Origin of the sequence: Asticcacaulis biprosthecium C19, assembly GCF_000204015.1 — a bacterium.
Taxonomy (GTDB): Bacteria; Pseudomonadota; Alphaproteobacteria; order Caulobacterales; family Caulobacteraceae; genus Asticcacaulis; species Asticcacaulis biprosthecius.
This window is the reverse complement of record NZ_GL883080.1, coordinates 402,504-425,359: the sequence shown is the minus strand read 5'-3', so window position 1 is coordinate 425,359 and position 22,856 is coordinate 402,504. Positions and strand designations below refer to the sequence as shown.

Below are 22,856 nucleotides of genomic sequence, written 5' to 3'. Positions count from 1 at the left end.
TCATCTCTTCCTCTTTTTGACTTTCACAAACGGGTCGGGTTCGGCGTCGTGGGGTTCGAAGCCGAAGCGGTCGAAGCCGGCCTTGATGACCGGGTCCAGCGGCGCTTCGACGATCAGCGTTCCCTGGGTCGGGTGCGGCAGCTCGATGCGGCGATGGTGCAGTTGCAGCCCTAAGCCTTCCGACAGGCTGCGGCTTTCGTCATTGCCGTATTTTGGATCGCCCAGAATGCTGTGGCCGATGGCCTGCATATGGGCGCGGAGCTGGTGAGTACGGCCGGTGTGCGGGCGCAGGCCCATCCAGGCAACTCGCGGGCCGGCGCGGCCGATGGTGACGTATTCGGTCTCGGCCGGTTCGGCGCCGGGCTCCTTGGGGTCAGCCGGCTGGACGATCTCGCGGTCGTGGAAGCCCTTCTTGATGAGAGGCGTATCGATATAGCCTTCTTCTGGCTTAGGGTTGCCGACGACCAGGGCCCAGTAGGTCTTGTTGGCGCGGCGCTTGGCGAAAGCGCCGGCCAGGCGAGCCGCGGCCGACGGGCTCTTGCCCAACAGCAGGACGCCGGAGGTGTCGCGGTCGAGGCGGTGGACCAGGCGCGGCCGTTCCAGCCCCTCACCCCAGGCCGACAGCAGGCGGTCGACGTGGTTCTTGGTCTTGGTCCCGCCCTGAACGGCCAGGCCCGAGGGCTTGTTGATGGCAATGACGTCTTCGTCCTCGTACAGGACGAGCGACCGGGCGTAGCGGATTTCCTGCGGCGACAGTTCGGCGCGTTCGCGCTTCTGCTGGTCCTGATCCGGCACGGCCGGCAAGGGCGGGACACGGACGGTCTGGCCGGTGGCCAGGCGGGTGTCGGCCTTGACCCGCCCGCCGTCGACCCGGACCTGGCCCGAGCGCAGCAGCTTGTTCAGTTGGACGTGGTTGACGTGCGGCCAGCGGCGCTTGAAAAAGCGGTCGACGCGGATACCGTCTTCGCCTTCGGCGACGTACAGGGTTTTGACTTCATTACTCATGCGGTTACCTTGCGTACAATCATCATACCTATCGCGACCGCGGCCACCGACAGCACCACCGAAAAGCCGGCATAGGCGGCGGCCTGGACGTAGTCGCGGCGTTCCAGCATCTGCACCGTTTCCAGGGAAAACGACGAGAAGGTGGTGAAACCGCCCAGGACGCCAACGCCCAGCAGCAGGCGCAGGCGCTCGGCCTCGCCTTTCAGCGGACCGATCAGCAAGGCCATCAGGACGCCCATCAGCAGACCGCCGGCGACATTGGCGACGAAGGTCCCCATTGGCCAGGCGCTGTTTAGCGAGCGACCGAGGCCATAGCGGGCCAGGGATCCCAGGGCGCCACCCAGCATGACAAGTAAAACATTGATCATGGGCGCGTCATACCCCTCTTGGCGCGCGGTTGATAGTATTTTAGACCAGACGCCTCATGTTTATCCAAAAAGTGGTAGCCACTTTTTGGCATGAGGCTGTAGTCTTGAAGAAACAAAGCGGACTCGAGATCATGACCCTGAACTGCACCTATGCGCCGGACAACATCTTCGCCAAGATCCTGAGCGGCGCCATTCCGTCGGTGAAGGTCTATGAAGATGACCGGGTGTTGAGCTTGATGGACGCCTTCCCCCAGGCCGATGGCCACACCCTGGTCATCCCGAAGGCGCAGGCGTGCAATCTGTTCGACGTGTCCTCCGACGATCTGCAGAACCTGATCCACCATACCCAGCGTATCGCTGCCGCTGTACGCAACGCGCTGAACCCGGACGGTATTCGTATCGCCCAGTTCAACGGCGAATCGGCCGGCCAGACGGTCTTCCACCTGCATTTCCACATCATTCCGGTCTATAATGGCCATCATGTCCGGTCTCACGCGGCCGGCCACATGGCCGATCCTGGCGACCTGCGCGCCGCGGCGGACAAGATCAAGGCGAAGTTGTAACGTGTCCGCCTTCTACGTCCTCCGTCATGGCCAGACCGACTGGAACCTGAACCTGCGTCTTCAGGGTTCGACCGATATTCCGCTGAACGATCGCGGCCGTGACCAGGCGCGCGTGGCCGCCGGCGTGCTGGTGGACCAGGGGATTACCAGGATTGTGGCCAGCCCGTTGTCGCGGGCGCTGGAGACTGCGCATATCGTTGGCGAGCGGCTGGGCCTGGAACCGTTCGTCGATGCCCGCCTCATCGAACGCAATTTCGGCCTGTTTGAAGGCATGACCATCGACGAGGTCCATCAGCACCGTGACGAGATGCGTGACCATATGAACCCGCTGGCCGATCTAGACGGCAAGCACTATCCGCACAATGCCGAGCCGCTGGGCGAGGTGATTGACCGAGTGTTTTCGTGTGTGAACGATCATCGGGGCAGCGGCGAGACCTGTCTGTATGTCTTCCACGGCATCCCCTTCCGGGCCGTGACGCGCAAGTTCCTCAACGAGATGTTCAGCAGCCCCAATGCGTCTCCCGTGCGTTTCGAACCGGATGGTGACCTGTGGCGGATGGTGCCGCTGGATCCCGACAACGCGCCGATCGCGCAAATTTATAATGCCCAGACGACAATGGGGCGGATATGAAACCGTCCGCGTACAGATAATATATCTGCCAAGGCATTGAAATATAACCAGATTCTTATTCGAGCGTTAAGCCTCATTTTACCTCCCGAAATTATGGTGCACTGCAAGGCAGTTCAGCGTTCGAGTGAGGTTACGGCCATCTATGGTAAGGTCCTACAGTATGCAGACCCTGCAGATATCGGACATAGCCGATCCGATCGCTCCTATACCTCCCGGCATGACAGCGTCCTGCGTCTATGAACTATTCCGCGACACACCGGACCTGATGGTTCTGGCTGTGGCGGACGACATGGGCCAGGTTCTGGGCCTGGTCGAACGCCATACCTTTAACCTGAAGATGGCCGCAGAGTTTGGCCGGGCGCTTTATGCCCGCAAGGCGATTTCCGCTCTGATGGACCGGGAACCGCTTATGGTCGAGGCCGAAACGCCCCTGCATGATTTCACCGGCGCCATGTTGCAGGACCGCCCGTCCGAACTGATGCGCGGCTTTATCGTTACCAACAACAATCGTTATTACGGCGTCGGGACGTCTCTGGCTGTGTTGAAGGCGATCAGCGCCGATCTGCAGCGCGCCTTTCACATCCAGCAGGAGATGACTGAAGACCTGATCGCCCTGGGCGCCGAGGCGCAGCGCCACCAGGGCTTTCTCAACATGGTCATTCAGAACATCCCGGCTATGGTCCTGGTCAAGCAAGCCCGGGATCAAAGTGTCGTTCTGCTTAACCATGCGGGCGAATCCCTTTTGGGTGTAACGGCGCAAAACACCATCGGCAAGACGAGTCACGACCTGTTCGCTCCGGAGCGTGCGGCGCTGTACGATTCCTATGACCGGCAGGCTTTGCAAAGCGACGGCCCCGTGCTGCTTGAGGAAGAGCGCATCGTCGATGGACGCGGTCAGGAACGCATCATTCAGTTGAAGAAGACGGTGCTGCGCAAGCCCAACGGTGAGGCCGACAGCATACTGACACTTGGGATGGACCTGACCGAACAAAAGCAGGCGGAAGCCCAGATCGCGCGGCTCGCCCACTATGATCCGCTGACCGGCCTCGCCAACCGTACCTTGTTCACCCAGGACATGGAGAAGGCTCTGGCGCGCGCCGCCCGGCGGCGTCACGGGCAGACGGCGCTGCATTGTCTCGATCTCGACCGATTCAAGGCCATCAACGACTCCTACGGGCACCTGGCCGGAGACGAACTGCTCATCGAGGTTGGCCGGCGATTGCGAAAATGCGTGCGCAGGGGTGACGTCGTCGCACGCATGGGCGGCGACGAATTTGCCATTATTCAGGAGATCGAGCGCGCCGGAGATGCCCAGGGGCTAGCCAGTCGCGTCGTTGAAGCGATGCAGGTCCCCTTCACCCTTACGAACGCCCAGGTAGAGGTCGGGGTCAGCATCGGTATTGCCCTGTCACCCGACGACGCTCAGGACATGCACAACCTGATGTCGCGCGCTGATATGGCCCTGTATCGGGTCAAGTCGGAGGGGCGAAACAACTGGTGCTTCTACAGTGCCGAGATGGACGAAAAACTTCTGCTTCGCATGGAGTTGGAACACGACCTGAAACAGGCGATCGAGCGCGACGAGTTCGAACTACACTTCCAGCCTCTGTTGAATCTTAAAACCGGCGAAATTGTTTCTTTCGAAGCCCTGCTGCGGTGGCGGCATCCCAAGCGCGGCCTGGTGTCGCCTGCCGATTTCATCCCGGTTGCCGAGGAAAGCGGACTGATCGGGCCCATTGGCGAATGGGTGTTGAGGACAGCGTGCCGCAGTGCTGCCGCCTGGCCACAGCCTTGGCGGATCGCCGTCAACATCTCGCCGGTCCAGTTTCGTTATAAGTCGCTGACCCAGTTGGTCAAAACTACGCTAAAGGAGTCGGGCCTGGCGCCGCGACGGCTGGAGCTGGAAATCACCGAAACTGTGATCCTGAACCATGAGACGCACAATATCTCTATCCTGAACGCCATCCGCGGGCTGGGCGTGCGCATCGCCATGGACGATTTCGGCACCGGTTATTCCTCTTTGAGCTATCTGCGCGCCTTTCCCTTCGACAAGATCAAGATCGACCAATCCTTCATCCGCGACCTGCCCCACGACCGTAATGCGCTGTCGATCGTCCGCGCCATTACCGATATGGCGCAGACACTGGGGGTTCATATCACGGCTGAAGGGGTAGAAACGGAGGCCCAGCTTCACGCCCTTGAGGCTTTGAACTGCCATGAGGCTCAGGGCTATCTGATTGGGCGCCCGGCGCCTGGCATCGAGGCCTATTTCACAGCGGTGAAGCGATACGTTTAACCGTCGCGGATTTCATGCTAGACCCCTTGGCGATACCGCAGGGGGACGCCGATGAAGAACGAAATATTGTCACCACAGCAGGGCCTTATCCTGCGCCTGGCCGTGGGTCTGGTCTTTGGCCTGGCCTTGGGGGCGCTCTATGACCAACTGGATCCGGTCAAGAACCCGCCGGTCTTGTGGATGCAGATCGTGGTGCCCGTCCTGACGCTCGGCGCCTTCATCATCTGGGCCAGCGCCGCTGCCATGCGCCGGATCAGTTTAGGCGTCTGGAGCGCGATCGCGCTGGGCCTGATCGCGCTGATTGCCTGGAACAGCCTGGCCCACGGCGATACAGACCAGTACAATCCGTTCTTTCTCAACCTGGCCTTTCTGATCTATCCCTTCCTGTTCATCGCCAACGAACTGGTCAGTTCGGGCGACCAGGCCGGCAAGCCGATCGCGCCTTACGCCCTGTATTTCGACGAAGCGTGGAAGCGTGGCGTGCAACTGGCCCTGGCCGGACTTTTCACCATCATGTTCTGGGGCATATTGTGGCTGGGCGCCACCTTGCTGGGCTTTATCGGCTTCGACTGGTTCAAGACCATGATCCAGAACGAATATTTCGCCTGGCCAGCGTCGGGCCTGGCGATCGCTGCGGCGGTCCATCTCGGTGACGTCCAGACCAAGCTGATGCACGCCTTCCGTTCGCTGGTCCTGGGCGTGCTCTCATGGCTGCTGCCGGTCATCACCCTGATCGGCGTCATCTTCGCCGTCAGCCTGTGTTTCAGCGGCCTTGAGCCGTTGTGGCGGACCAAGGCGGCGACGGCCTCGCTCTTGGCGGCCTGCATCGCCCTGGTGCTGCTGATCAATGCCGCCTATCAGCAGGGCGACGAAGAACGGCCGGTTCACGTCGTCTTGAAGTGGTCGGCGCGGCTGGCCTGTGGTCTGCTGTTGGTGTTTTCGGTGCTGGCCGCCTACAGCCTGTACCTGCGCATCCATCAGTACGGTCTGACGCCGGAGCGGTTTCTGGCCGGGGTCGGCGTGTTCATCGCCGTGCTGTTCGGGCTGGGGTATGCCTATGCGGCGGTGTTGCCGCGCGGCCGCTGGCTGGCAACGATAGAGACGATCAACATCTCGCTCGCCTTCGTCAAGGTGGCGGTGTTCCTGGCTGTGCTGACGCCCCTTGCTGATCCGCTGCGGCTCAGCGCCGACTCGCAGGCCTCGCGGTTGGAAAGTGGCGCGGTGGCGCTCGACAAGTTCGACTGGCGGGTCCTGCGCTATGAGACCGGCACTTATGGGCGGGAGGCGCTAGCGCGTTTGGCGAAGAGCGGCAAGACCGACGCTATCCGTGCCAAGGCCAAGGAAGCCCTGGCCTGGAAGGACGAAGACCGATGGGACCACGCCGTCGCGGAACCGGTCATCATGGTCAAGCCGGAAATCCAACGCCTTCACATTGTGTCACCGGGCACCGCGCTTCCGACGAGCTTCCTGGAACAAGCCTTCACCTCGGACGATTGGGAGTCGATCTGCTTCAAGGAAAGCAAGGCCTGCGACGTCCTGTTGCTCGACATGAACGATGACGGCAATGCGGAGTTGCTCGTCCTGGATAATCGCCGCCTGCGCACGATCTACGAAGACGCAGGACGTTGGAAAATCGCCCCGATCTTTTTTATTGTCGATTCCGACGACGTCACGGCGTTCAAAGCCGGCAAGGTCAAACCCAGCAAGCCACAATGGAACGATCTTGACATCAACGGCGAGGTCCAAACCGCCAGTCGTTAAGCCGCAGCGCGCAGTTTTGGCTGCAACGCCGCGAACAATTCCAGCGAGCGCAGCCGGGCTTCGATGTCGTGGATCGGCATCGAGATGATCAGCTCATCGGCCTGGGTTTGATCCAGGAAGGCGGTCAGGCGCTTTGCGATCGTCGCAGATGAACCCACCATGGCGTAGCGCAGCATGTGATCGATCATCGCCGATTCTTCGGGGCTCAGGTCGGCGATGGCGTCGTAGGACGGCTTGGGGAAGGGTTTGCGGACATTGCGGCGCAGATTGGCAAAGGACTGCTGCATCGAGGTGTAGAGGAATTCGGCTTCGGCATCCGAGTCCGCCGCCACGCCCATGACGCCAACCACGGTATGGGGCTTTTCCAAATGTTCGGACGGCTGGAAGCGGCTGCGGTAGATGTGCAAGGCCTCGAACAGAAGTTCCGGCGCAAAGTGCGAGGCGAAGGCATAGGGCAGTCCGAGTTGCGCTGCCAGTTGCGCGCTGTACAGCGACGAGCCCAGCAGCCAGATCGGCACCTTGGCATTCATGCCCGGCACAGCGAGGATGCGTTGGTTTTCGTCTGGCGCGTCCATCAGCGCCTGAAGTTCCACGACATCGTTCGGGAAGCTGTCGACGCCTGAGTCCATGTTGCGGCGCAGGGCGCGGGCGGTCATCATGTCGGTGCCGGGCGCCCTCCCCAGCCCCAGATCGACCCGACCGGGGAACAGAGCTTCGAGCGTGCCGAACTGTTCGGCGATGACCAGGGGTGAATGGTTGGGCAGCATGATGCCACCGGAGCCGATGCGGATGGTCTTTGTCGCCTGGCCGACATGGGCTATGACGATCGCGGTTGCCGCCGAGGCGATGGCCGGCATGCCGTGGTGTTCGGCCAGCCAGTAGCGGTGGTAGCCGGCGGCTTCGGCCGCCTGGGCCATACGGGCGGAATTGGCCAGGGCATCGGAGACGGTGCCGCCTTCGCTGATCTGCGACAGGTCGAGAATGGAAAACGGGATCATGCGGCGCACTCCGGGAGGAGTGGCTTATGTAGGGAGGACGGTTACGATTGGAAGGGCAGATACCGGAAAACGGATATCCGCAGTGAAAGATAAACCAGAAATTCAAAGCGTTCTTGACCTATTTAACGCTTAGAGCGAGGCAGCGTAAATTAAATAATGCCTGCGGAATCGCTCAATTCTTTCCCTCAGGCCGCGAACGTCATAGAGAGGGACGCTTTGCTGCGGCTTAGAATGGCATGTTCACTCCACCCGTCGAAGCGAAACGCGATTCGCCCGGTAATCTGAAACTGACTTGAGCCGGTCGGCACCTTCGCACTCTGCAATGTTTCGCAAGATTGAGTTGTCTTTGAGATCGGCTCGAATTGCAAAGGGGTCGATATAGGCCAGTGCTATGCTGGGATCGGTCACGTATAAAAGATAAAGAAGGGTCTCGGTCGTCGGGTCCTGTCGGAAGAACGCCGCCGCCTCTACCCGTTGCGCGATCCGCCGACGCACCTCCTTTGCGTGTCGGCGCACAGCGGGTGCGGCGCTATCGCCGATCATTGGATCGATATCGGCAGGTGTATCGGATACGAAGCCTATGGCAGAAACGATAGCCTCCTGGCCTTGATCGCTTAAACCGGGCATCGCATCGAACAATAGGCGAAGCGCACTGCGCCCCCCGCCGCGAAGCCGCAGAGCGACCCGGCGAAAAAGTTTGCGCTCGATATCGATCTCGTAAAGCTCTGGCAGTTGTTTGATCAGGTGAAAAAGAAGCTTTTCTCCTTTTAGCGTCCAAGCAATGGTAAGAAGCGCATCTCGCCGATCCGGATGATCCTTCCACGACTTTATGAACGCGTCTTCGGCTTTCTCGGGGTCCAGGTCATTAAGGGAGGAAATCGCGTTGGGTTGGTCGTTGGTAAAAACTGTCGGAGGACCAAATGCACGCGTAAGCAGGTCTGGCATTATTTCGGAAGGCCGGTGCTTGACAAAGGCGTCGGTGGCATCGTCACCAAAGGCGCTGCCGCCCCGCAAGCGCAGTTTTGCGAACCGCCATAAGGCGTCGTCGGCGTCGCCTTGCTCCAATCTTATTGCAATCGCTTGCAAATCGGTCGTGGACCAGCTCGTCTTGTCGATCTGGGCGAGAAGATAGGGATCGAGAATCGCGCGCGCTTCGATTCCATTATCGCGGAGAAGGACGTTTAAACTGGAGCTTTTGGAGGCAGCCGTTTGAAGTCGCGCCTCAGCGCGTGTACGTGCAAGCGCATCACCCGGCGACACGCGCGACAGCATGTTCAAAGCTAGATCCTCGACAATGCCACAGGGTTCACTTTTCGCCAACGCGTCGGCAATTTCCGACACGAAAGGCTCTGGCCCCACTTTTTCGAGCATCGTCAAGGCCAGGCAGATTTCCCCCTCATGAGCACTGGTGAGCAGGGCTCGAATGCGACCTTCCCAGCCTGTGGGGTCAAGGGCCTCGAGGGCAAACCATATATTAACCGAAAGATCGATTGACGGCTTTTTGTCCCGAATACGAACATGCGCCGCATCCAGGGCGTGGACGAGATCCGGCGACTCGCAATACGGCGCCATGGCAAGGCCTGCAGACATGTCCGCCTCATTGTTCGATCCCAAACGCTTCAGCACAAACGCGTCGAACGCCTTGCCACCGAACCGCCGCACCAGGCGCTCGAGGTTATCCTTGTCGGAAGGATCATCGAAAGGGTGCGACTTCAAGCGCTTCACCAATTTCGCCGGCAGGGCTGTTGCCGCGAGGGCGTAAAACGCGCTGACGCCCTGGGGCGTGATATTGGGCTGCGAAAGCACGCCAACCAACAGATTGATAGTCTCGTCCTTTGGATCGCCATTGGTGTTCAACCCCTTCACCAAACAGGTTAGGAGTGTAGATAAAGTCTCCTCACCCATCCGGTCAGGCGCCGTGTTCCATACCCTGGCAAGTTCCCGGCCGGACGCATCTCTTTGCATCAGCCACGCGTTGAGTATCTCACACGCACCGGGATCATAGTCTAGGAGGCTGTCGAGCCATAAGCGTCCCCCTGGCAGTTCCCCTTTGAAATCGCCTTTCCCTAACCCTTTGAGCCCGTGAGACGGCGACAGAAGGCATAGCGCCTGCAATCCCGCCCCCCCAAGCACGTCACCGTTGCGGCATATGGCTTCAAGCCGAGGCACCTCAGCCAGGTCGTCAAGGTCAGCTACCAATCCGCAAAGGGTTTGCTTGTGTTCAGGTTTAACTGTTGCAAATAGCTTGTCTTTTCGCGCGTTCCAAATCGGGCTCGCCGCCTGGAAACTTATTTCGCGAAGGATATCGCTTGCGTAGTAAAGCTCATCGCTGTGTTGCGCCCTCTCAATGACTCTGTCGAGCCAGGCAGGACTGTCCCGCGCCACCACGACTATGGCATCTCGAAGCGTCGTATTCCAGGCACCTTCCTGGAATAACGGCTTCTGCCGTTCTGCCAGATAGCCTTGCCAGACCTCATCCGCTACATCCCGAAGGGGCCAGGTCGCGCCTAACCCTATTGCCATTGCCTTGGTTGGTGCAGTGCCGTGTAGCCAAAGGTCAGTCTGTAAGGCCGCCATTTCGGCCGAGCTGAGCCCCATGGCCTTGAAAGCGTCGGTGAGCGCAAAGACAAGGCTCTCCGGGTGTTTGTCGTCCAACTGCTTGGCGCGCATGCTGAGCACTGGTAAAATCCGGACACCGGCCGTTGCAAGCATTTCGGTATAAAACGGGCTCAGCTTCTGATCTGAATCGTCTTCGAGCAGGCGGATGACTTCCAGCAATTTGCCGTGGGCTGATGGCTGGCTTGCTACCAGCCAGATGAAATCCATAGTAAGGAAGCCTAGATACGACAGGCCTTCTCGTTTTTTTTCTCTGCCCGTCAGTTCGCGCAGGCGCATGCAAACATCGATCGGGCTCAGTTTGTGAAGTAAGAATTGATCGGCCAGAGCCTCCGCGAGCGCCCACGTCAGGTGCCGGTCATGTGCAAACGACCAGCGACCATCGGTTGTTTTCAGCCAGCCTGCCTTTATTAGTTCCTGCACCATTTCTTGGGGGAAACCGCAAGCGTCGAGATCGGCCGACGAAGCAAAAGCCGTTTTGTTTTCAATCAAACGCAGGGCCAGGGCCCGCAGCCGTAAATCGGCGTAAATCCCACCCGCCACCTTGCCCTTTTGCCAAAAGCGCTCAAGGACCAAGTATTCGTTGGTCGGCTCCCAACTCGTCGAACCCGCAGCAAGGTTTGCGTAAATTCCGCACAGAACCGGCAGCATCAGCATGTCGACAATCGAGGGCGGTACGTGCCCGGCCGAGATGTTTTGCCGGGACAACGAATCGAAAACGTCCGGATGCGTGAAGGGACCGACAAAATGGGTAGCCTTGTTTGCAAGGCTTGGATGTCCTGCATAGATATCGGCCGGCAATTCTGCCACCAAGTGGACGCCCGCACCAAAAGCGTTCTGCATCTCGATCTGACTGATTGCGCGATGATCGCGACACCCTTCCCAAAACACGAAGATATCTTCGCTTGGCGCTTGACGGACTTCGCGCCATTTGGAACCTACACGGTTGACGCCGAGCGGCTGATTGAAGCCCATGATTTGGCCGCGCACTATAGCCTCGAACTGCGCCTGCAGGTCGTCTCGCGTTTCTGCTGTAATTAGCAGAACCGGCGTGCCTCGCTTTGCCAATTCATGTGCCGTTCGATAAAGGCTCCAAGACTTGCCGTTGCCGGAGCTTCCCCCTACTCGTGTTACGCATCCCCCAGCGCTTAGCGGCAATGGCGCCCGGATATCCAATCCCACAGTATAATTGCGGTCGGCAAGGGCATTGCTCAGGTGGTCACGCAACCGTTTGTCGTGCTGAGCAGGATTTAGATCATCGAGGTCATTGTCTCCAACCAATTGGACTAGATTCTCCAAGGTGAACGGAGGCCCGTTGTTTGTCGATAACGCCATCACGGCCCCGATTGCCGCATTGAACTTTTCATCGACCTGCTCTGAATAGAGTATAATGCGTTTCAGATACGCCTTCACCCCGCGTTTGGCTTGGTCTGGATGCACCACTGCGCCGACCTCAAACCGGGCGACGAAGCTCGAATAAGCTGCGTCAAAGCCAGTTAAATCACCCTCATTGCGCTTGCGGAAAATCGTTTGGCAGGCGTCCCTTGCTTTCGTGAGATCGGCCAGTTGCTTCTCATCGCTCGGGAGCGGCCCCTTTAGGTTCGCAATCAGGCTCGCGGCTGCGCCATTAAGCCTTCGAGTAGCCTGAAGCTCATAGACGTCGGCAGGCTGGACGCAATGTGCCCGAAATAGATCGGGTAGGACCGAGCCCGCTAAGTCAGCCACAGTGAGAGCAGCTTGCCGTTGCTTAAACTGTATGGTTCGGCGCTCACCGCTTTGCTCAAGAGTAAAATCACCGCCGCCCGGCGGTTCAAACGTCGCTGTCAGGCTGCCGGCTTTTTGAGGATCATGATCGAAAGCCATAGCGGTGACGCGGGCGAGCGATGCCGTGAGTTGATAGAGGAAGCCATAAATCGCTGCGGCGCCTCCGTGCGGAACTGCGTCAGGTTTCGACTTCGATGTATTTGTGTCCCTTGCCATATCGCAAATAGTCGAGAAGTCAGACCTAAGAAATTAAGGGTAGTGTCCAGGCGCTCTCAAGTTGCCGATTGGTCAATATTCCCGTGTGCCACGCGACAACAGGAAAGTGCTTTTTCATACCGAACGCGCCTTCGCTAGCTCTCAAAATATATGAGTCTAGCTCCGACGCAAGAATGTACAAGGTCGAGCCCTTACGAAGTACGAACCACTCCGCTACCCTTCCCTATATCAGGCGCCCTATAAAGCAATCCATCGCTTCAGCTTATTTTCCTGAACCTTATCGTTGAGTGGCTGCTTAGTGCCAACCTCCGCTCTTTATTACCGTCCTCACGGAAGTACGACAGATCGAGAGTAGAAACTGTATCATGGGGCGCACTCCGAGACTCAAGTTGGGCGAAGGAGTTTCCACAATTTCAATAGCTTAAGTGAATTTCCGGAAACGCCTTCAGCCCTATACTGCAACATGGCGTGTGTTAGCTTGACCCGTCAGCTTCAAAAACATACCATTATGTATGGCATGTTTTTGAATGGGATGGACGGGATATGAGAAATATAAATCTGTTGTGGGCGGCGGCGGCGGTTATGATGGCCGGGATTGCCGTCTTGCATGTCACCGCCGGAGGGATGCAGTATGTGCCACCGCTTTTGGCCCAGACCGGATTGAACGCCAATGAAACCGGGATCTATTATTACGTCTGGCATATGGCGACACTCACCATGGCCGTCGTCGCAATGGTGTATGCCGGCGCCGCATGGCAACCGGCCTGGAAAGGCCCAGCTATGCTGGTGAACGGCCTCACCTTGAGTTTCGCAGCCCTCAGCGTTACCATCGGCATGCGCTTTGGCCAGTTTCCATGGGATCTGCCGCAGTGGGTTCTGTTCCTGGCGGTGGGCGTAACCGGCATCGCCGCCGGCTTCCAACGTCAGGCGAGGTAATGGCGCAACGTGGCCCCGATCTTTGGCTTACGGCCGGAAAGGCCCTGGTGGTCGCCGATGTCGAGATCACCCTGGAAGCGCTGTGTGCTCGGACCGGCAAGACGCGCGGATCGTTCTACCACCATTTTGCGTCGGTGGAGGCCTACCGCAGCGCCTTGCTGGAGCACTGGCGGCGGCAGGCGACGCTCGACATTATCGCGCAGGTAGACGGCCTCGGCAGCGATCGCATCGACCGGTTGAACGCCATGGCGACACGGGAAGACCACCGGTTCGAGCGCGCCCTGCGTGCCCTGGGCGTGTGGCACGCCGATATCGGACGCAGCGTTGAAGAGGTCGATCAGTTGCGCGAAGCCTATCTGGTTCGGCTGGCCCGTGAGGACCTGAAACTGGATGCTGAAACGGCCCAGGCGGTGGCGCGACTGGGCATGGCGCTGTTCATTGCGGGACAAATGCGCGCGCCGGATGACCTGGAGGGTTTCAATGTGGCAGCAGAAACGTGGCTGATGGCGCAGTTGCTGCCACAAGCACCAGGCCGTTAGCCGCCGCGGGTCCACGATTTGAGATGGCTGATCCCGTCGACCATGCTGTCGCTAATGCCGTCAAAAAAGCCCGGAAAGATAAGACGGACAGCGACAACCGTCACCAAAACCCCAACCATGATCAGACCATGGCGCTTCATATCCGACATGCCGACTCCTTAGCTGCGATCACAGTGCGCGTGATGAGGGCGTTTAGCAAGTGAATATGGCCAGATTGTGCAGATGGGACGGTCGGTAAACCTAAGGCCAGGGCCCCCAAGAGAGATTCTTTGGCCCCTGGACCCCATAACGCGACATTGGTGGTTGAACGGCTGAAAGCAGGGCTCTCAGACAACGAGATAACACTGTGTCCTAAATATCGGCATCCCGAAGTATTCCGGCGCCTCGGGCCGCTCTGCCGACGTCAACTATTGACGTCCCTTTTCTACAAGCGCTCACTGCCACAAATTAACCATAAAGTCGGGGCGGAACGTGGGACGGGTTGCAAGCACTACCGCGGCTTTGGCGGTCATTTTTATCATGGCCGGAGGCGCATCGGGCGCCGCGGCACAACTCACACCGAGCTTCGACGTGTCAGCACCGGGGTGGGTGGTCGCCAGCCATCAAAGCCTCGACGGCGCAACGACCGCACAGGTGCCCGACTTCAATCCGGACCGGCCGGTCGTTCAGGTGTGGGATGTGTCCGCCCCGGCGACAGCCACGCCGGCGGTATGGCAACAAAGCGGCTTTTCCCCAACCATGCCCGGAACCGGCGGAGCGGTTGAGCATCTTTGGAGTGCGCGGCGTCTCGGCCAGGTGTTTGGACTGGCCATCGATCGCAACCCGGATGGCCCCTATATCTACGCGGCCGAAACCTCGATCTATGGACGCTGGTATTCGCCGGCATGGACCAACAACGTCAATCTCAATTGCCGGTTCGCTGCCCCGTACGTCAACAGCGCCAATCCGAACTGTTATCCCGGCATGCAAAGCCTGTCCGACCCGGCCACGCTGACCAGTTCCGCATTTGCGCAGCCTCCCTTGCCCGGTATTTTCAGCCAGCCCGTCGATCCCGGCACGAAGCAACATGGCGGAGCCGTGTGGCGCCTGAGCCTGAAGGCCAATCTTCCGGCGGGCAATGGCTCACAGGGCGCCTACGAGCTGATCGCGGCCATACCGACCAATGACATGAGTCTCGGGCAGATCGCCCACAATCCGAAGGCGGATACCTTCTACGTCTCCAATTTTGCCGACGGTTTGATCTATATCTTCAACAATCCCACGATCGGTGCCCCGCCGGTCACCACCGGTTTCGTCACCTTCGACCATGGCGCGCAGAACGGTATCCCGGCCGCGCCGGGCGGGCAGTTTACGCATTATGGCCGACGTATCTGGGGCGTCCAGTACAATGCCGCCGACAACCGCCTCTACTACGCGGTGTGGAATGCCGATCACCGTTTCCGGCGCACCGATGGCAACGGGGTTCGCGTTCCCAACCAGATATGGTCGGTGCAACTCGACGCCGCCGGCCATCCCGTCGCCGGCACCTCAACCCTCCTGATCAACCTTCCGGCCTATCCCAGGCCGCTCCCGAAAGACCAGCAGTCGCCCTATGCCTTTACCGGCGCCACCTGCCCGAACATTCCGTCCGGCGTCGAGTATCTGCTGGCCTGCTACTCCCTGCCTGTGTCGGACATCGCGTTCAACGCCACCGGCGACGTCATGCTGCTGGCTGAGCGTGGCGAGCACATCGGCCTGATGGTCGGTGCCGGCTACGACAATTCGCCGAGTGGAAACTCCATCCTGGCGCACAATTCGCGCATCCTGCGCTACCGCAAGACCGCCGGGACCTGGACACTGGAAACCGGCAGCTATGGGCAGTACAGTGGCGACGGCAGCTTCGATCTTCCGAACACACCCGTCTTCAACGGCTGGCGCAGCGACAGCAGCGGCGGGGTGGATTTTGGCCAGGGTTACAGTATCGATCCGGCCTCCGGGCAGAAGGTGTTGGATCGCACAGCGGCGCCATGGGTGTGGAACGGTACAAATTCCGGCGCCACCCTGGGCCGGCAGGCGTGCAACCAACAGCCGTCCGTCGTTTCCGCCACCTGTCCGCTGGTCTACGGATTGATGGGTGCGCATCTGCCGTCGCTGATGGATGCCGGCGGTGGCACCACCTTGCCGACTACGGCGGATCTCTATTTCATCGACTATGACGGCAACCCTCTGTCGAACGCCAAGGGCGCCATGGGCGATGTCGAGGTCAGCCGCGGTGCCGCAAGCATCCTGAAAATCTGCAAGGTCGCCGGTCCCGGCGTTTCGCAAGGCCAACTGTTCGGCTTCCTGGCGCCGTCACCCAATGCCCGGCCCCCGGTCACGGTTCCGGCTGGCCCCGGGCCGGGCGGATGGTGCAAAGTCGCCGGTACCTACCCCGCCGGGACGGTCATGACGGTCAACGAATCGGCCGTGGCCGGGATTTCCGTCACTGATATCTCAGTGGAACCATCGTCCGCCATGGTCGGCACGCCGGATCTGGCCGGGCGCACCGTCAGTGTCGCTCTGGTAACAGGCGGCGTCACCGAGGTCACCTTCACCAATGCCCGCCCGACCGGCTATCTCGAAATCTGCAAGGCCGGTGATGTCCAGGGCGTCTATACCTTCAGCACCAATGGCACGGACCGGATCACGGTACCCGCCGGCGCCTGCTCGTCAGCGATCGAGGTCCCGGCGGGGCCCGTCAAGATCAAGGAACTGACGCCCGGTGCGGTTATGATCGCGTGCTCGACCCTGCCGGCCGGTCGGCAGCTCGACTGCTCGCCGACCTACGGCGTGTCCGTCGTGACCGTTGTGCCGGGGGGGATCGCCTCGCAGACAATTGCCACGATTACCAACGCCAAGGTCGATGAACGGCGCAGGCCGGAAGTGAAGAAATAAGGCCAGGGGCCCCAAGAGGCATTCTTTGGCCCCTGGACCCCATAACCTGACAGCGAAGGCTGAATGGCTGGAAGCCTGTGAATTACAAATGAAAACCCCTGGACCACTTGGTCCAGGGGTTTTCATTTCTATCTCGTAAGCCGCCGGCATCTCAATCTACGCCGTCAGGTTACGGGGTCGAGGGGCCGGGGCCCCTCGCCTTTTCCCTACTCTACAATCTCCGCCTTGGCGCCGGACTTGTCGGCGCCCTTTTGCGACGGGGTGATGTCGAAGGCGATCTTGCCGTCGGTCAGCTTGACCAGGATATGGCCGCCCTTGACCAGCTTGCCGAACAGGATCTCGTCGGCCAGCGGCTTCTTGATGTTTTCCTGAATGACGCGGGCCAGAGGACGGGCGCCATACAGTTCGTCGTAGCCGTTTTCGGCCAGCCACTTGCCGGCATCCTCGGTCATTTCGATCGAGATGTGACGATCGGCCAATTGCATTTCCAACTGCAGGATGAACTTCTCGACGACCTTCGAGATCACCTCCGGCTTGAGTTGGCGGAAGGTCACGATGGCGTCCAGGCGGTTGCGGAATTCCGGGGTGAACAGGCGCTTGATGGCTTGTTCGTCCTCGCCCGTCACCTTTTCACGGCCGAACCCGATGCTGTTCTTCTGGTTGTCCGAAGCGCCGGCATTGGTGGTCATGATCAGGACGACGTTGCGGAAGTCGACCTTCTTACCCACGGCATCCGTCAACTGGCCATGGTCCATGACCTGAAGCAGGATGTTGTAGATGTCCTGGTGCGCCTTTTCGATTTCGTCGAGCAGGACGATGGCGTGCGGTTGCTGGTCGACGGCATCGGTCAGCAGGCCACCCTGGTCGTGACCGATATAGCCCGGAGGGGCGCCGATCAGACGCGACACGGTGTGGCGCTCCATATATTCCGACATGTCGAAGCGCAGCAGGTCGATGCCCATGGTGGCGGACAGTTGCTTGGCGACTTCGGTCTTGCCGACGCCGGTCGGGCCAGAGAACAGGTAGCAGCCAATCGGCTTTTGCGGATCGCGCAGGCCGGCACGGGCCAGCTTGATGGCGGTCGACAGTTGCTCGATGGCTTCGTCCTGACCGAAGACCACGCGTTGCAGGTCGGTCTTCATGTCGCGCAGGGCCTGGGTATCGTCACGCGACACCGTCTTGGACGGGACACGGGCGATCTTGGAGATAACGTACTCGATCTCCTTGGGTCCGATAACCTTCTTACGCTTGTGCTCCGGCAGGACCATCTGCAGGGCGCCGGCCTCGTCGATGACGTCGATGGCCTTGTCCGGCAGCTTGCGGTCGGTGATGTAGCGCGCCGACAGTTCCACGGCCATCTTGATGGCGGCATCGGTATATTTCAGGTGGTGGAAGGTCTCGTAGTAGGGCTTCAGGCCGCGCAGGATCTTGATGGTGTCGTCGAGCGTCGGCTCGTTGACATCAATCTTCTGGAAGCGACGGACCAGGGCGCGGTCCTTTTCGAAGTGCTGACGATATTCCTTATAGGTCGTCGACCCCATGCAACGCAGGGAACCGGCGGCCAGGGCAGGCTTCAGCAGGTTGGACGCGTCCATGGCGCCACCCGACGTCGCGCCGGCACCAATGACAGTGTGGATTTCGTCGATAAACAGGACGGCGTTCGGATGGGCTTCCAGTTCCTTGACGACCTGTTTGACGCGCTCTTCGAAGTCGCCGCGGTAGCGGGTTCCGGCCAGCAGCGTGCCCATGTCGAGCGAGTAGATGGTGGCGCCGGCCAGGACTTCGGGGACTTCGCCGTCGACGATCTTCTTGGCCAGGCCTTCCGCGATCGCGGTCTTGCCGACGCCTGGGTCACCGACCAGCAGCGGGTTGTTCTTGGTACGGCGGCACAGGATCTGTATGGCGCGCTCGACCTCGGCCGAACGACCGATCAGCGGGTCGACCTTACCGTGGCGCGACTTTTCGTTGAGGTCGACGCAATAGGCGGTCAGGGCGTCGGTCGAGCCGGCTTTCGCCTTTTCCTCGGAGGTGGAGTTGTTGTCTTCGGTGGCGCTGCGGACGGAACGCGGCTCCGACGCTCCCGGCTTCTTGGCGATGCCGTGGGCGATATAGTTGACCGCGTCGTAGCGCGTCATTTCCTGCTCCTGCAGGAAGAAGGCGGCGTGGGATTCGCGTTCGGAGAAGATGGCGACCAGGACATTGGCGCCGGTAACTTCGTCGCGGCCGGAGGATTGAACGTGGATCACGGCGCGCTGGATGACGCGCTGGAAGCCGGCCGTGGGCTTGGCTTCTTCCGACTGGGGCTCGACCAGGGATTTGAGGTCGGTTTCGATATAGGCGTCAAGCGCGGTGCGCAGCTTGGGCAGATCGACATTGCAGGCCGTCATCACCGCCGCGGCGTCGACATCGTCGATCAGGGCCAGCAGCAGGTGTTCGAGGGTCGCATATTCATGATGATGCGCATTGGCGTGCCCGACGGCACGGTGCAGAGTTTCCTCTAAAGCGCTTGAAAAAGACGGCATGACGACCTCCTGAAACTGCGAACTCACTAAACCGACGAACTCAACCTAAGCCAAAACTGCTAAATTTAGGTTTAGGTCGATTTTAACCATAGATGTGTGAACAGAACCTGAACCTCTCGTTTCACCTCTGTCGATAAACCTCTCATCTATTTGATTTTATTTTGATTCTTGCGCCAATAAACCAAGCGACGCAAAAATATCAGCGTTAGTCTTTTTCCATCGTACACTGCAGCGGATGCTGGTGCCGACACTTTAGTTTTGCCGTCATCAGCACACCCATCTTCAGTCCTTTTCCATTGTACACTGGAGCGGGTGCTGGTGCCGACACTTTAGTTTTGCCGTCATCAGCACACCCATCTTCAGTCCTTTTCCATTGTACACTGGAGCGGGTGCTGATGACGGCGGGCCATATCAACGACCTGCGCCACCTTTGTCTCCGCAACCTCATACGTATATACGCCGCACACCCCGACTCCGGTTTGGTGCACATGCAACATAATCCGCGTTGCGTCCTCGCGCGATTTGTTGAAAAATCGCTCGAGTACATAGACGACGAACTCCATCGGCGTGTAGTCGTCGTTCAAAATCAGAACCCGGTACAGCGACGGCTTCTGCGGCTTGGGTTTGGTCTCGACGACGGCAAGCGGCGATCCTGCCGGGCGCGTGCCCGCAGTGCCCTTGCTGGCGGCAACTGTGGCTTCACGAGAAGCCAGGATATCCCTTCGCAACAAAACCAACCTCATTTGAGTCTTCGCTTCAAACCCCGCCGTTTCCAGATCCAGCAAGGCCCGTGCCGCGACCGTCCTGAGATAGGTTTGCCGCGTCGTAATAACAAGATAGTCCAAACTGAAACGCTGTTAAGAGGGGAAATGCACAATCCCCGTCCCGAAACGATCACAGATCATTACTGATGTCGAAATGCGACACAACTGTGGCCCCACCGCTACGACCGATTTGACGGCGGCACCCGCGACTGCGGTAATTTCGGCCCGGGGAGCGCAAGGAAACAATGTGGCAGATAGCCATTTTTCGTAATCGCCGCGCCTGTGCGACGTGGGGTCACATTTCATCTTAAGCCGCGCTGTGGGCCTCTGCTCCTGTCCCAATGAGGAGGACATAACCATGTCATTCACAGCCGAAACGTTTAACGCGGAAATTTTGGCCCGCGTCCAGTTTGCCTTCACCGTCTCCTTCCATTTTCTGTTCCCGGCCCTGTCGATCGGCCTGGCCTCCTATCTGGCCGTGCTGAACACGGTGTGGGTATGGAAGAAGGACGAGGCCTATCTGAGGCTGTTCAACTACTGGAAGACCGTGTTTGCCGTGACGTTCGGCATGGGCGTCGTCTCCGGCATCGTCATGAGCTACCAGTTCGGCACCAACTGGGCGAAGTTTTCGGACCGCGCCGGCGCGGTGATCGGCCCGCTGATGGGCTATGAGGTGCTGACCGCCTTCTTCCTGGAGGCCGGTTTCCTGGGGATCATGCTGTTCGGGCGCAAGCGGGTCGGCGAAAAGCTGCACCTGTTCGCCACGATCATGGTGGCGGTCGGCACAATGATCTCCGCCTTCTGGATCCTGGCCGCCAATAGCTGGATGCACACGCCGCAGGGCCACGCGATCACGCCGGAAGGGCTGTTCGTCCCGGTAAGTTGGGTCGAGATTATCTTCAATCCGTCGTTTCCGTATCGTCTGGTCCATACCGTCCTGGCGGCCTTCCTGACCACGGCCTTTGCGGTTGGGGGCGTGGGCGCGTGGCACCTGCTGCGCGACCGCGAAAGCCGGCCGGCCCAGATCATGTTCTCCATGGCCATGTGGATGGCGGCGCTGGTCACGCCAGTGCAGATCCTGGTCGGCGATATGCACGGCTTGAATACTTTGGAACACCAGCCCGCCAAGATCGCCGCGATGGAGGGGCACTATGAGACGCATAAGGGCGCGCCGCTGATCCTGTTCGGATTGCCCGACGATGAGGCCGAGGAAACGCGTTATGCTGTCGAGATCCCCAAGCTGGGGTCGCTGATCCTGGCGCACGATGCCGATGCCGAGATCAAGGGGCTGAAGGCGTGGCCCAAGGAAGATAGGCCCAAGTCAGCCATCGTCTTCTGGTCGTTCCGGATCATGGTCGGTCTGGGCTTTGTGATGCTGCTGGTCGGCCTGTGGTCGCTGTGGGCGCGGTGGCGCAAGACCCTGTTCAGCGATCGCTGGCTGCAGCGGGCGGCCGTAGCGGTGGCGCCGTCAGGCTTCGTCGCCGTCCTGGCCGGATGGGTGACGACGGAAAACGGCCGCCAGCCATGGACCGTCTACGGCTTGATGCGGACGTCGGACAGCCTGTCCAATATCGACGCGCCCGCAGTCGGGGCCTCTTTGATCGCCTTTATCGTGGTCTATTTCGTCGTGTTCGGCGCCGGCATCTTCTATATTTTCCGCCTGGTCGCCATGCCGCCGGATCAAAAGTCGCACCACGAACTCGACAAGGGACCCATCCGTAGCGCCGGCATCACGCCCGCGCCAGCCCAGGAGCCGCGCGATGGCGTTTGATCTTCCTACCATCTGGGCGGGGCTGATCGCCTTCGCCGTTCTGGCCTATGTCATTCTGGACGGCTTTGACCTCGGGGTCGGCATCCTGTTTTCCGTGTTTCGGGATGAACATGACCGCGACGTCATGACCAATTCGGTGGCGCCGGTGTGGGACGGCAACGAAACCTGGCTGGTGTTGGGCGGCGGCGGGCTTTTGGCCGTCTTCCCGCTGGCCTACGCCACCGTCCTGCCGGCGCTGTATGTGCCGCTGATCCTGATGCTTCTGGGGTTGGTGTTTCGTGGCGTGGCGTTCGAGTTCCGCTGGCGGACACAGCGCTGGAAGCCGGTGTGGGATATCGCCTTCATGGCGGGATCGACGGTGGCGGCCTTTACGCAAGGGATTGCCCTGGGGGCCCTGGTCCAGGGCATCCGGATCGTTGATCGCGAATATGCCGGCGGTTGGTGGGACTGGTTGACGCCGTTCTCGCTGACCTGCGGCGTCGCCGTTGTCGTGGGATATGCGCTGTTGGGGGCGACCTGGCTGAATTTGAAAACGTTGGGGCTGGTTCAGGACAAGGCGCGTCAGTGGTCGTTATATCTGGCGGTTGCGACCTTGGGCCTCATCGGTGTGGTCAGTCTGTGGACGCCGTTTATCAACCGGCTCTATTTCGAGCGCTGGTTCGGCTGGCCGACCGCCCTCTTCTCGGCTGTGGTGCCGCTGTTGCTGGCGGTGTGTGCCTATGTGCTGTGGCATGGGCTGCGAACGGACAAGCATTTGACGCCGTTCCTGGCAGCGCTTGGGCTGTTCGTGCTGAGCTATGTCGGGATCGGGATCAGCTTCTATCCCTATATCGTGCCGGGCGCCCTCACCTTCCATGACGCGGCGGGCCCGGACAAGTCGCTGAGCTTCTTGCTGGTTGGCGCGGCGGTATTGGTGCCGATCATCCTGACCTATACGGGGTATGCCTATTGGGTGTTCCGCGGCAAGATCGATCCGAAGGAGGGCTACCATTGAAACCTCTGTCGAAACGAATGGCGCAATGGCTGTGGTTCGCAGGCCTGTGGCTATTCGGCGTGGCCGCTGTGACGTTGGTGGGATTGGTGATCAAGGTGGTGTTGAGGGCGTGACGTCATAGTCAGTAAGATACACCTCAACCCGCTTCCCATGAAACCTATCGTATGCACACATCTGCCTGAGATGCCGCGTTCGTTAT

At 59.8% G+C, this 22,856-nt stretch carries 16 protein-coding genes; 9 read left to right on the top strand and 7 right to left on the bottom strand.

All coding sequences use genetic code 11. From position 1 onward, the window contains the following. Both ABI_RS20435 and crcB read right to left on the bottom strand, forming a co-directional pair. The gene (locus ABI_RS20435; RefSeq protein WP_006274975.1) at positions 1 to 1,005 is read right to left on the bottom strand and encodes an RluA family pseudouridine synthase; all 1,005 of its coding nucleotides are present in this window, start codon (positions 1,003 to 1,005) and stop codon (positions 1 to 3) included. Further along, positions 1,002 to 1,373 (bottom strand): fluoride efflux transporter CrcB, encoded by a 372-nt coding sequence (gene crcB / locus ABI_RS20430; protein WP_006274974.1) that lies wholly within the window; start codon positions 1,371 to 1,373, stop codon positions 1,002 to 1,004. The genes ABI_RS20435 and crcB overlap by 4 nt, the downstream gene beginning before the upstream one ends. A 131-nt stretch (positions 1,374 to 1,504) precedes the next feature. Between crcB and ABI_RS20425 the strand changes: the two genes are divergently transcribed. From ABI_RS20425 to ABI_RS20410, 4 genes are all read left to right on the top strand, one after another. Beyond that, positions 1,505 to 1,936, top strand: coding sequence for an HIT family protein (locus ABI_RS20425; RefSeq protein WP_040309781.1), 432 nt, complete (start codon positions 1,505 to 1,507; stop codon positions 1,934 to 1,936). A 1-nt stretch (position 1,937) separates the two neighbouring features. After that, entirely contained in the window at positions 1,938 to 2,567 is a 630-nt protein-coding gene (locus tag ABI_RS20420) for a histidine phosphatase family protein (protein ID WP_006274972.1), read from the top strand. Positions 2,568 to 2,727: 160 nt separating this feature from the next. Continuing rightward, the gene (locus ABI_RS20415) at positions 2,728 to 4,863 is read left to right on the top strand and encodes a putative bifunctional diguanylate cyclase/phosphodiesterase (protein WP_040309780.1); all 2,136 of its coding nucleotides are present in this window, start codon (positions 2,728 to 2,730) and stop codon (positions 4,861 to 4,863) included. A 51-nt stretch (positions 4,864 to 4,914) separates the two neighbouring features. Beyond that, complete coding sequence (locus tag ABI_RS20410) at positions 4,915 to 6,624, top strand: DUF4153 domain-containing protein (RefSeq protein WP_006274970.1); 1,710 nt, start codon at positions 4,915 to 4,917, stop codon at positions 6,622 to 6,624. Here the strand turns inward: ABI_RS20410 and ABI_RS20405 are convergent. Further along, on the bottom strand, positions 6,621 to 7,622 hold the full coding sequence (locus tag ABI_RS20405; RefSeq protein ID WP_006274969.1) for an LLM class flavin-dependent oxidoreductase: 1,002 nt from the start codon (positions 7,620 to 7,622) through the stop codon (positions 6,621 to 6,623). The genes ABI_RS20410 and ABI_RS20405 overlap by 4 nt on opposite strands. A gap of 240 nt (positions 7,623 to 7,862) precedes the next feature. Next, on the bottom strand, positions 7,863 to 12,218 hold the full coding sequence (locus ABI_RS20400; RefSeq protein WP_006274968.1) for a hypothetical protein: 4,356 nt from the start codon (positions 12,216 to 12,218) through the stop codon (positions 7,863 to 7,865). Between the two features lie 543 nt (positions 12,219 to 12,761). Here ABI_RS20400 and ABI_RS20395 point away from each other — a divergent pair. Together ABI_RS20395 and ABI_RS20390 are read left to right on the top strand one after the other, a co-directional pair. Next, the gene (locus ABI_RS20395; protein WP_006274967.1) at positions 12,762 to 13,154 is read left to right on the top strand and encodes a hypothetical protein; all 393 of its coding nucleotides are present in this window, start codon (positions 12,762 to 12,764) and stop codon (positions 13,152 to 13,154) included. After that, a complete protein-coding gene (locus tag ABI_RS20390) occupies positions 13,154 to 13,693 on the top strand; it encodes a TetR/AcrR family transcriptional regulator (RefSeq protein WP_006274966.1) in 540 nt (179 codons plus the stop codon). Before ABI_RS20395 ends, ABI_RS20390 begins: the two co-directional genes overlap by 1 nt. Here the strand turns inward: ABI_RS20390 and ABI_RS25435 are convergent. Further along, positions 13,690 to 13,842: a hypothetical protein gene (locus ABI_RS25435; RefSeq protein WP_006274965.1), complete on the bottom strand. Its 153-nt coding sequence runs from the start codon at positions 13,840 to 13,842 to the stop codon at positions 13,690 to 13,692. The genes ABI_RS20390 and ABI_RS25435 overlap by 4 nt on opposite strands. 322 nt (positions 13,843 to 14,164) lie before the next feature. On the opposite strand from ABI_RS25435, the gene ABI_RS20385 reads away from it, so the two are divergent. Beyond that, positions 14,165 to 16,606 carry a hypothetical protein gene (locus tag ABI_RS20385; protein ID WP_157139035.1) on the top strand — a complete coding sequence of 814 codons (2,442 nt, stop codon included), beginning with the start codon at positions 14,165 to 14,167 and terminating at the stop codon, positions 16,604 to 16,606. A gap of 206 nt (positions 16,607 to 16,812) precedes the next feature. On the opposite strand, the gene clpA is transcribed toward ABI_RS20385, so the two are convergent. Both clpA and clpS read right to left on the bottom strand, forming a co-directional pair. Beyond that, positions 16,813 to 19,128 carry an ATP-dependent Clp protease ATP-binding subunit ClpA gene (gene clpA, locus ABI_RS20380; RefSeq protein ID WP_006274963.1) on the bottom strand — a complete coding sequence of 772 codons (2,316 nt, stop codon included), beginning with the start codon at positions 19,126 to 19,128 and terminating at the stop codon, positions 16,813 to 16,815. Positions 19,129 to 19,487: 359 nt separating this feature from the next. Then, positions 19,488 to 19,871 (bottom strand): ATP-dependent Clp protease adapter ClpS, encoded by a 384-nt coding sequence (clpS, locus tag ABI_RS20375; RefSeq protein ID WP_085930211.1) that lies wholly within the window; start codon positions 19,869 to 19,871, stop codon positions 19,488 to 19,490. A 379-nt stretch (positions 19,872 to 20,250) separates the two neighbouring features. Here clpS and ABI_RS20370 point away from each other — a divergent pair, with 379 nt between their 5' ends. Both ABI_RS20370 and cydB read left to right on the top strand, forming a co-directional pair. Continuing rightward, positions 20,251 to 21,663, top strand: coding sequence for a cytochrome ubiquinol oxidase subunit I (locus ABI_RS20370; RefSeq protein ID WP_040309777.1), 1,413 nt, complete (start codon positions 20,251 to 20,253; stop codon positions 21,661 to 21,663). Further along, positions 21,653 to 22,657, top strand: a complete 1,005-nt coding sequence (cydB, locus tag ABI_RS20365; RefSeq protein WP_006274960.1) for a cytochrome d ubiquinol oxidase subunit II — start codon at positions 21,653 to 21,655, stop codon at positions 22,655 to 22,657. The genes ABI_RS20370 and cydB overlap by 11 nt, the downstream gene beginning before the upstream one ends. Positions 22,658 to 22,856: the final 199 nt, after the last annotated feature.

Coding starts and splice junctions, on each gene's coding strand:
- ABI_RS20435 (WP_006274975.1), bottom strand. CDS start 1,005: ATGAGTAATGAAGTCAAAACCCTGTACGTCGCCGAAGGCGAAGACGGT.
- crcB (WP_006274974.1), bottom strand. CDS start 1,373: ATGATCAATGTTTTACTTGTCATGCTGGGTGGCGCCCTGGGATCCCTG.
- ABI_RS20425 (WP_040309781.1), top strand. CDS start 1,505: ATGACCCTGAACTGCACCTATGCGCCGGACAACATCTTCGCCAAGATC.
- ABI_RS20415 (WP_040309780.1), top strand. CDS start 2,728: ATGCAGACCCTGCAGATATCGGACATAGCCGATCCGATCGCTCCTATA.
- ABI_RS20410 (WP_006274970.1), top strand. CDS start 4,915: ATGAAGAACGAAATATTGTCACCACAGCAGGGCCTTATCCTGCGCCTG.
- ABI_RS20405 (WP_006274969.1), bottom strand. CDS start 7,622: ATGATCCCGTTTTCCATTCTCGACCTGTCGCAGATCAGCGAAGGCGGC.
- ABI_RS20400 (WP_006274968.1), bottom strand. CDS start 12,218: ATGGCAAGGGACACAAATACATCGAAGTCGAAACCTGACGCAGTTCCG.
- ABI_RS20395 (WP_006274967.1), top strand. CDS start 12,762: ATGAGAAATATAAATCTGTTGTGGGCGGCGGCGGCGGTTATGATGGCC.
- ABI_RS20390 (WP_006274966.1), top strand. CDS start 13,154: ATGGCGCAACGTGGCCCCGATCTTTGGCTTACGGCCGGAAAGGCCCTG.
- ABI_RS25435 (WP_006274965.1), bottom strand. CDS start 13,842: ATGTCGGATATGAAGCGCCATGGTCTGATCATGGTTGGGGTTTTGGTG.
- clpA (WP_006274963.1), bottom strand. CDS start 19,128: ATGCCGTCTTTTTCAAGCGCTTTAGAGGAAACTCTGCACCGTGCCGTC.
- clpS (WP_085930211.1), bottom strand. CDS start 19,871: ATGAGGTTGGTTTTGTTGCGAAGGGATATCCTGGCTTCTCGTGAAGCC.
- ABI_RS20370 (WP_040309777.1), top strand. CDS start 20,251: ATGTCATTCACAGCCGAAACGTTTAACGCGGAAATTTTGGCCCGCGTC.
- cydB (WP_006274960.1), top strand. CDS start 21,653: ATGGCGTTTGATCTTCCTACCATCTGGGCGGGGCTGATCGCCTTCGCC.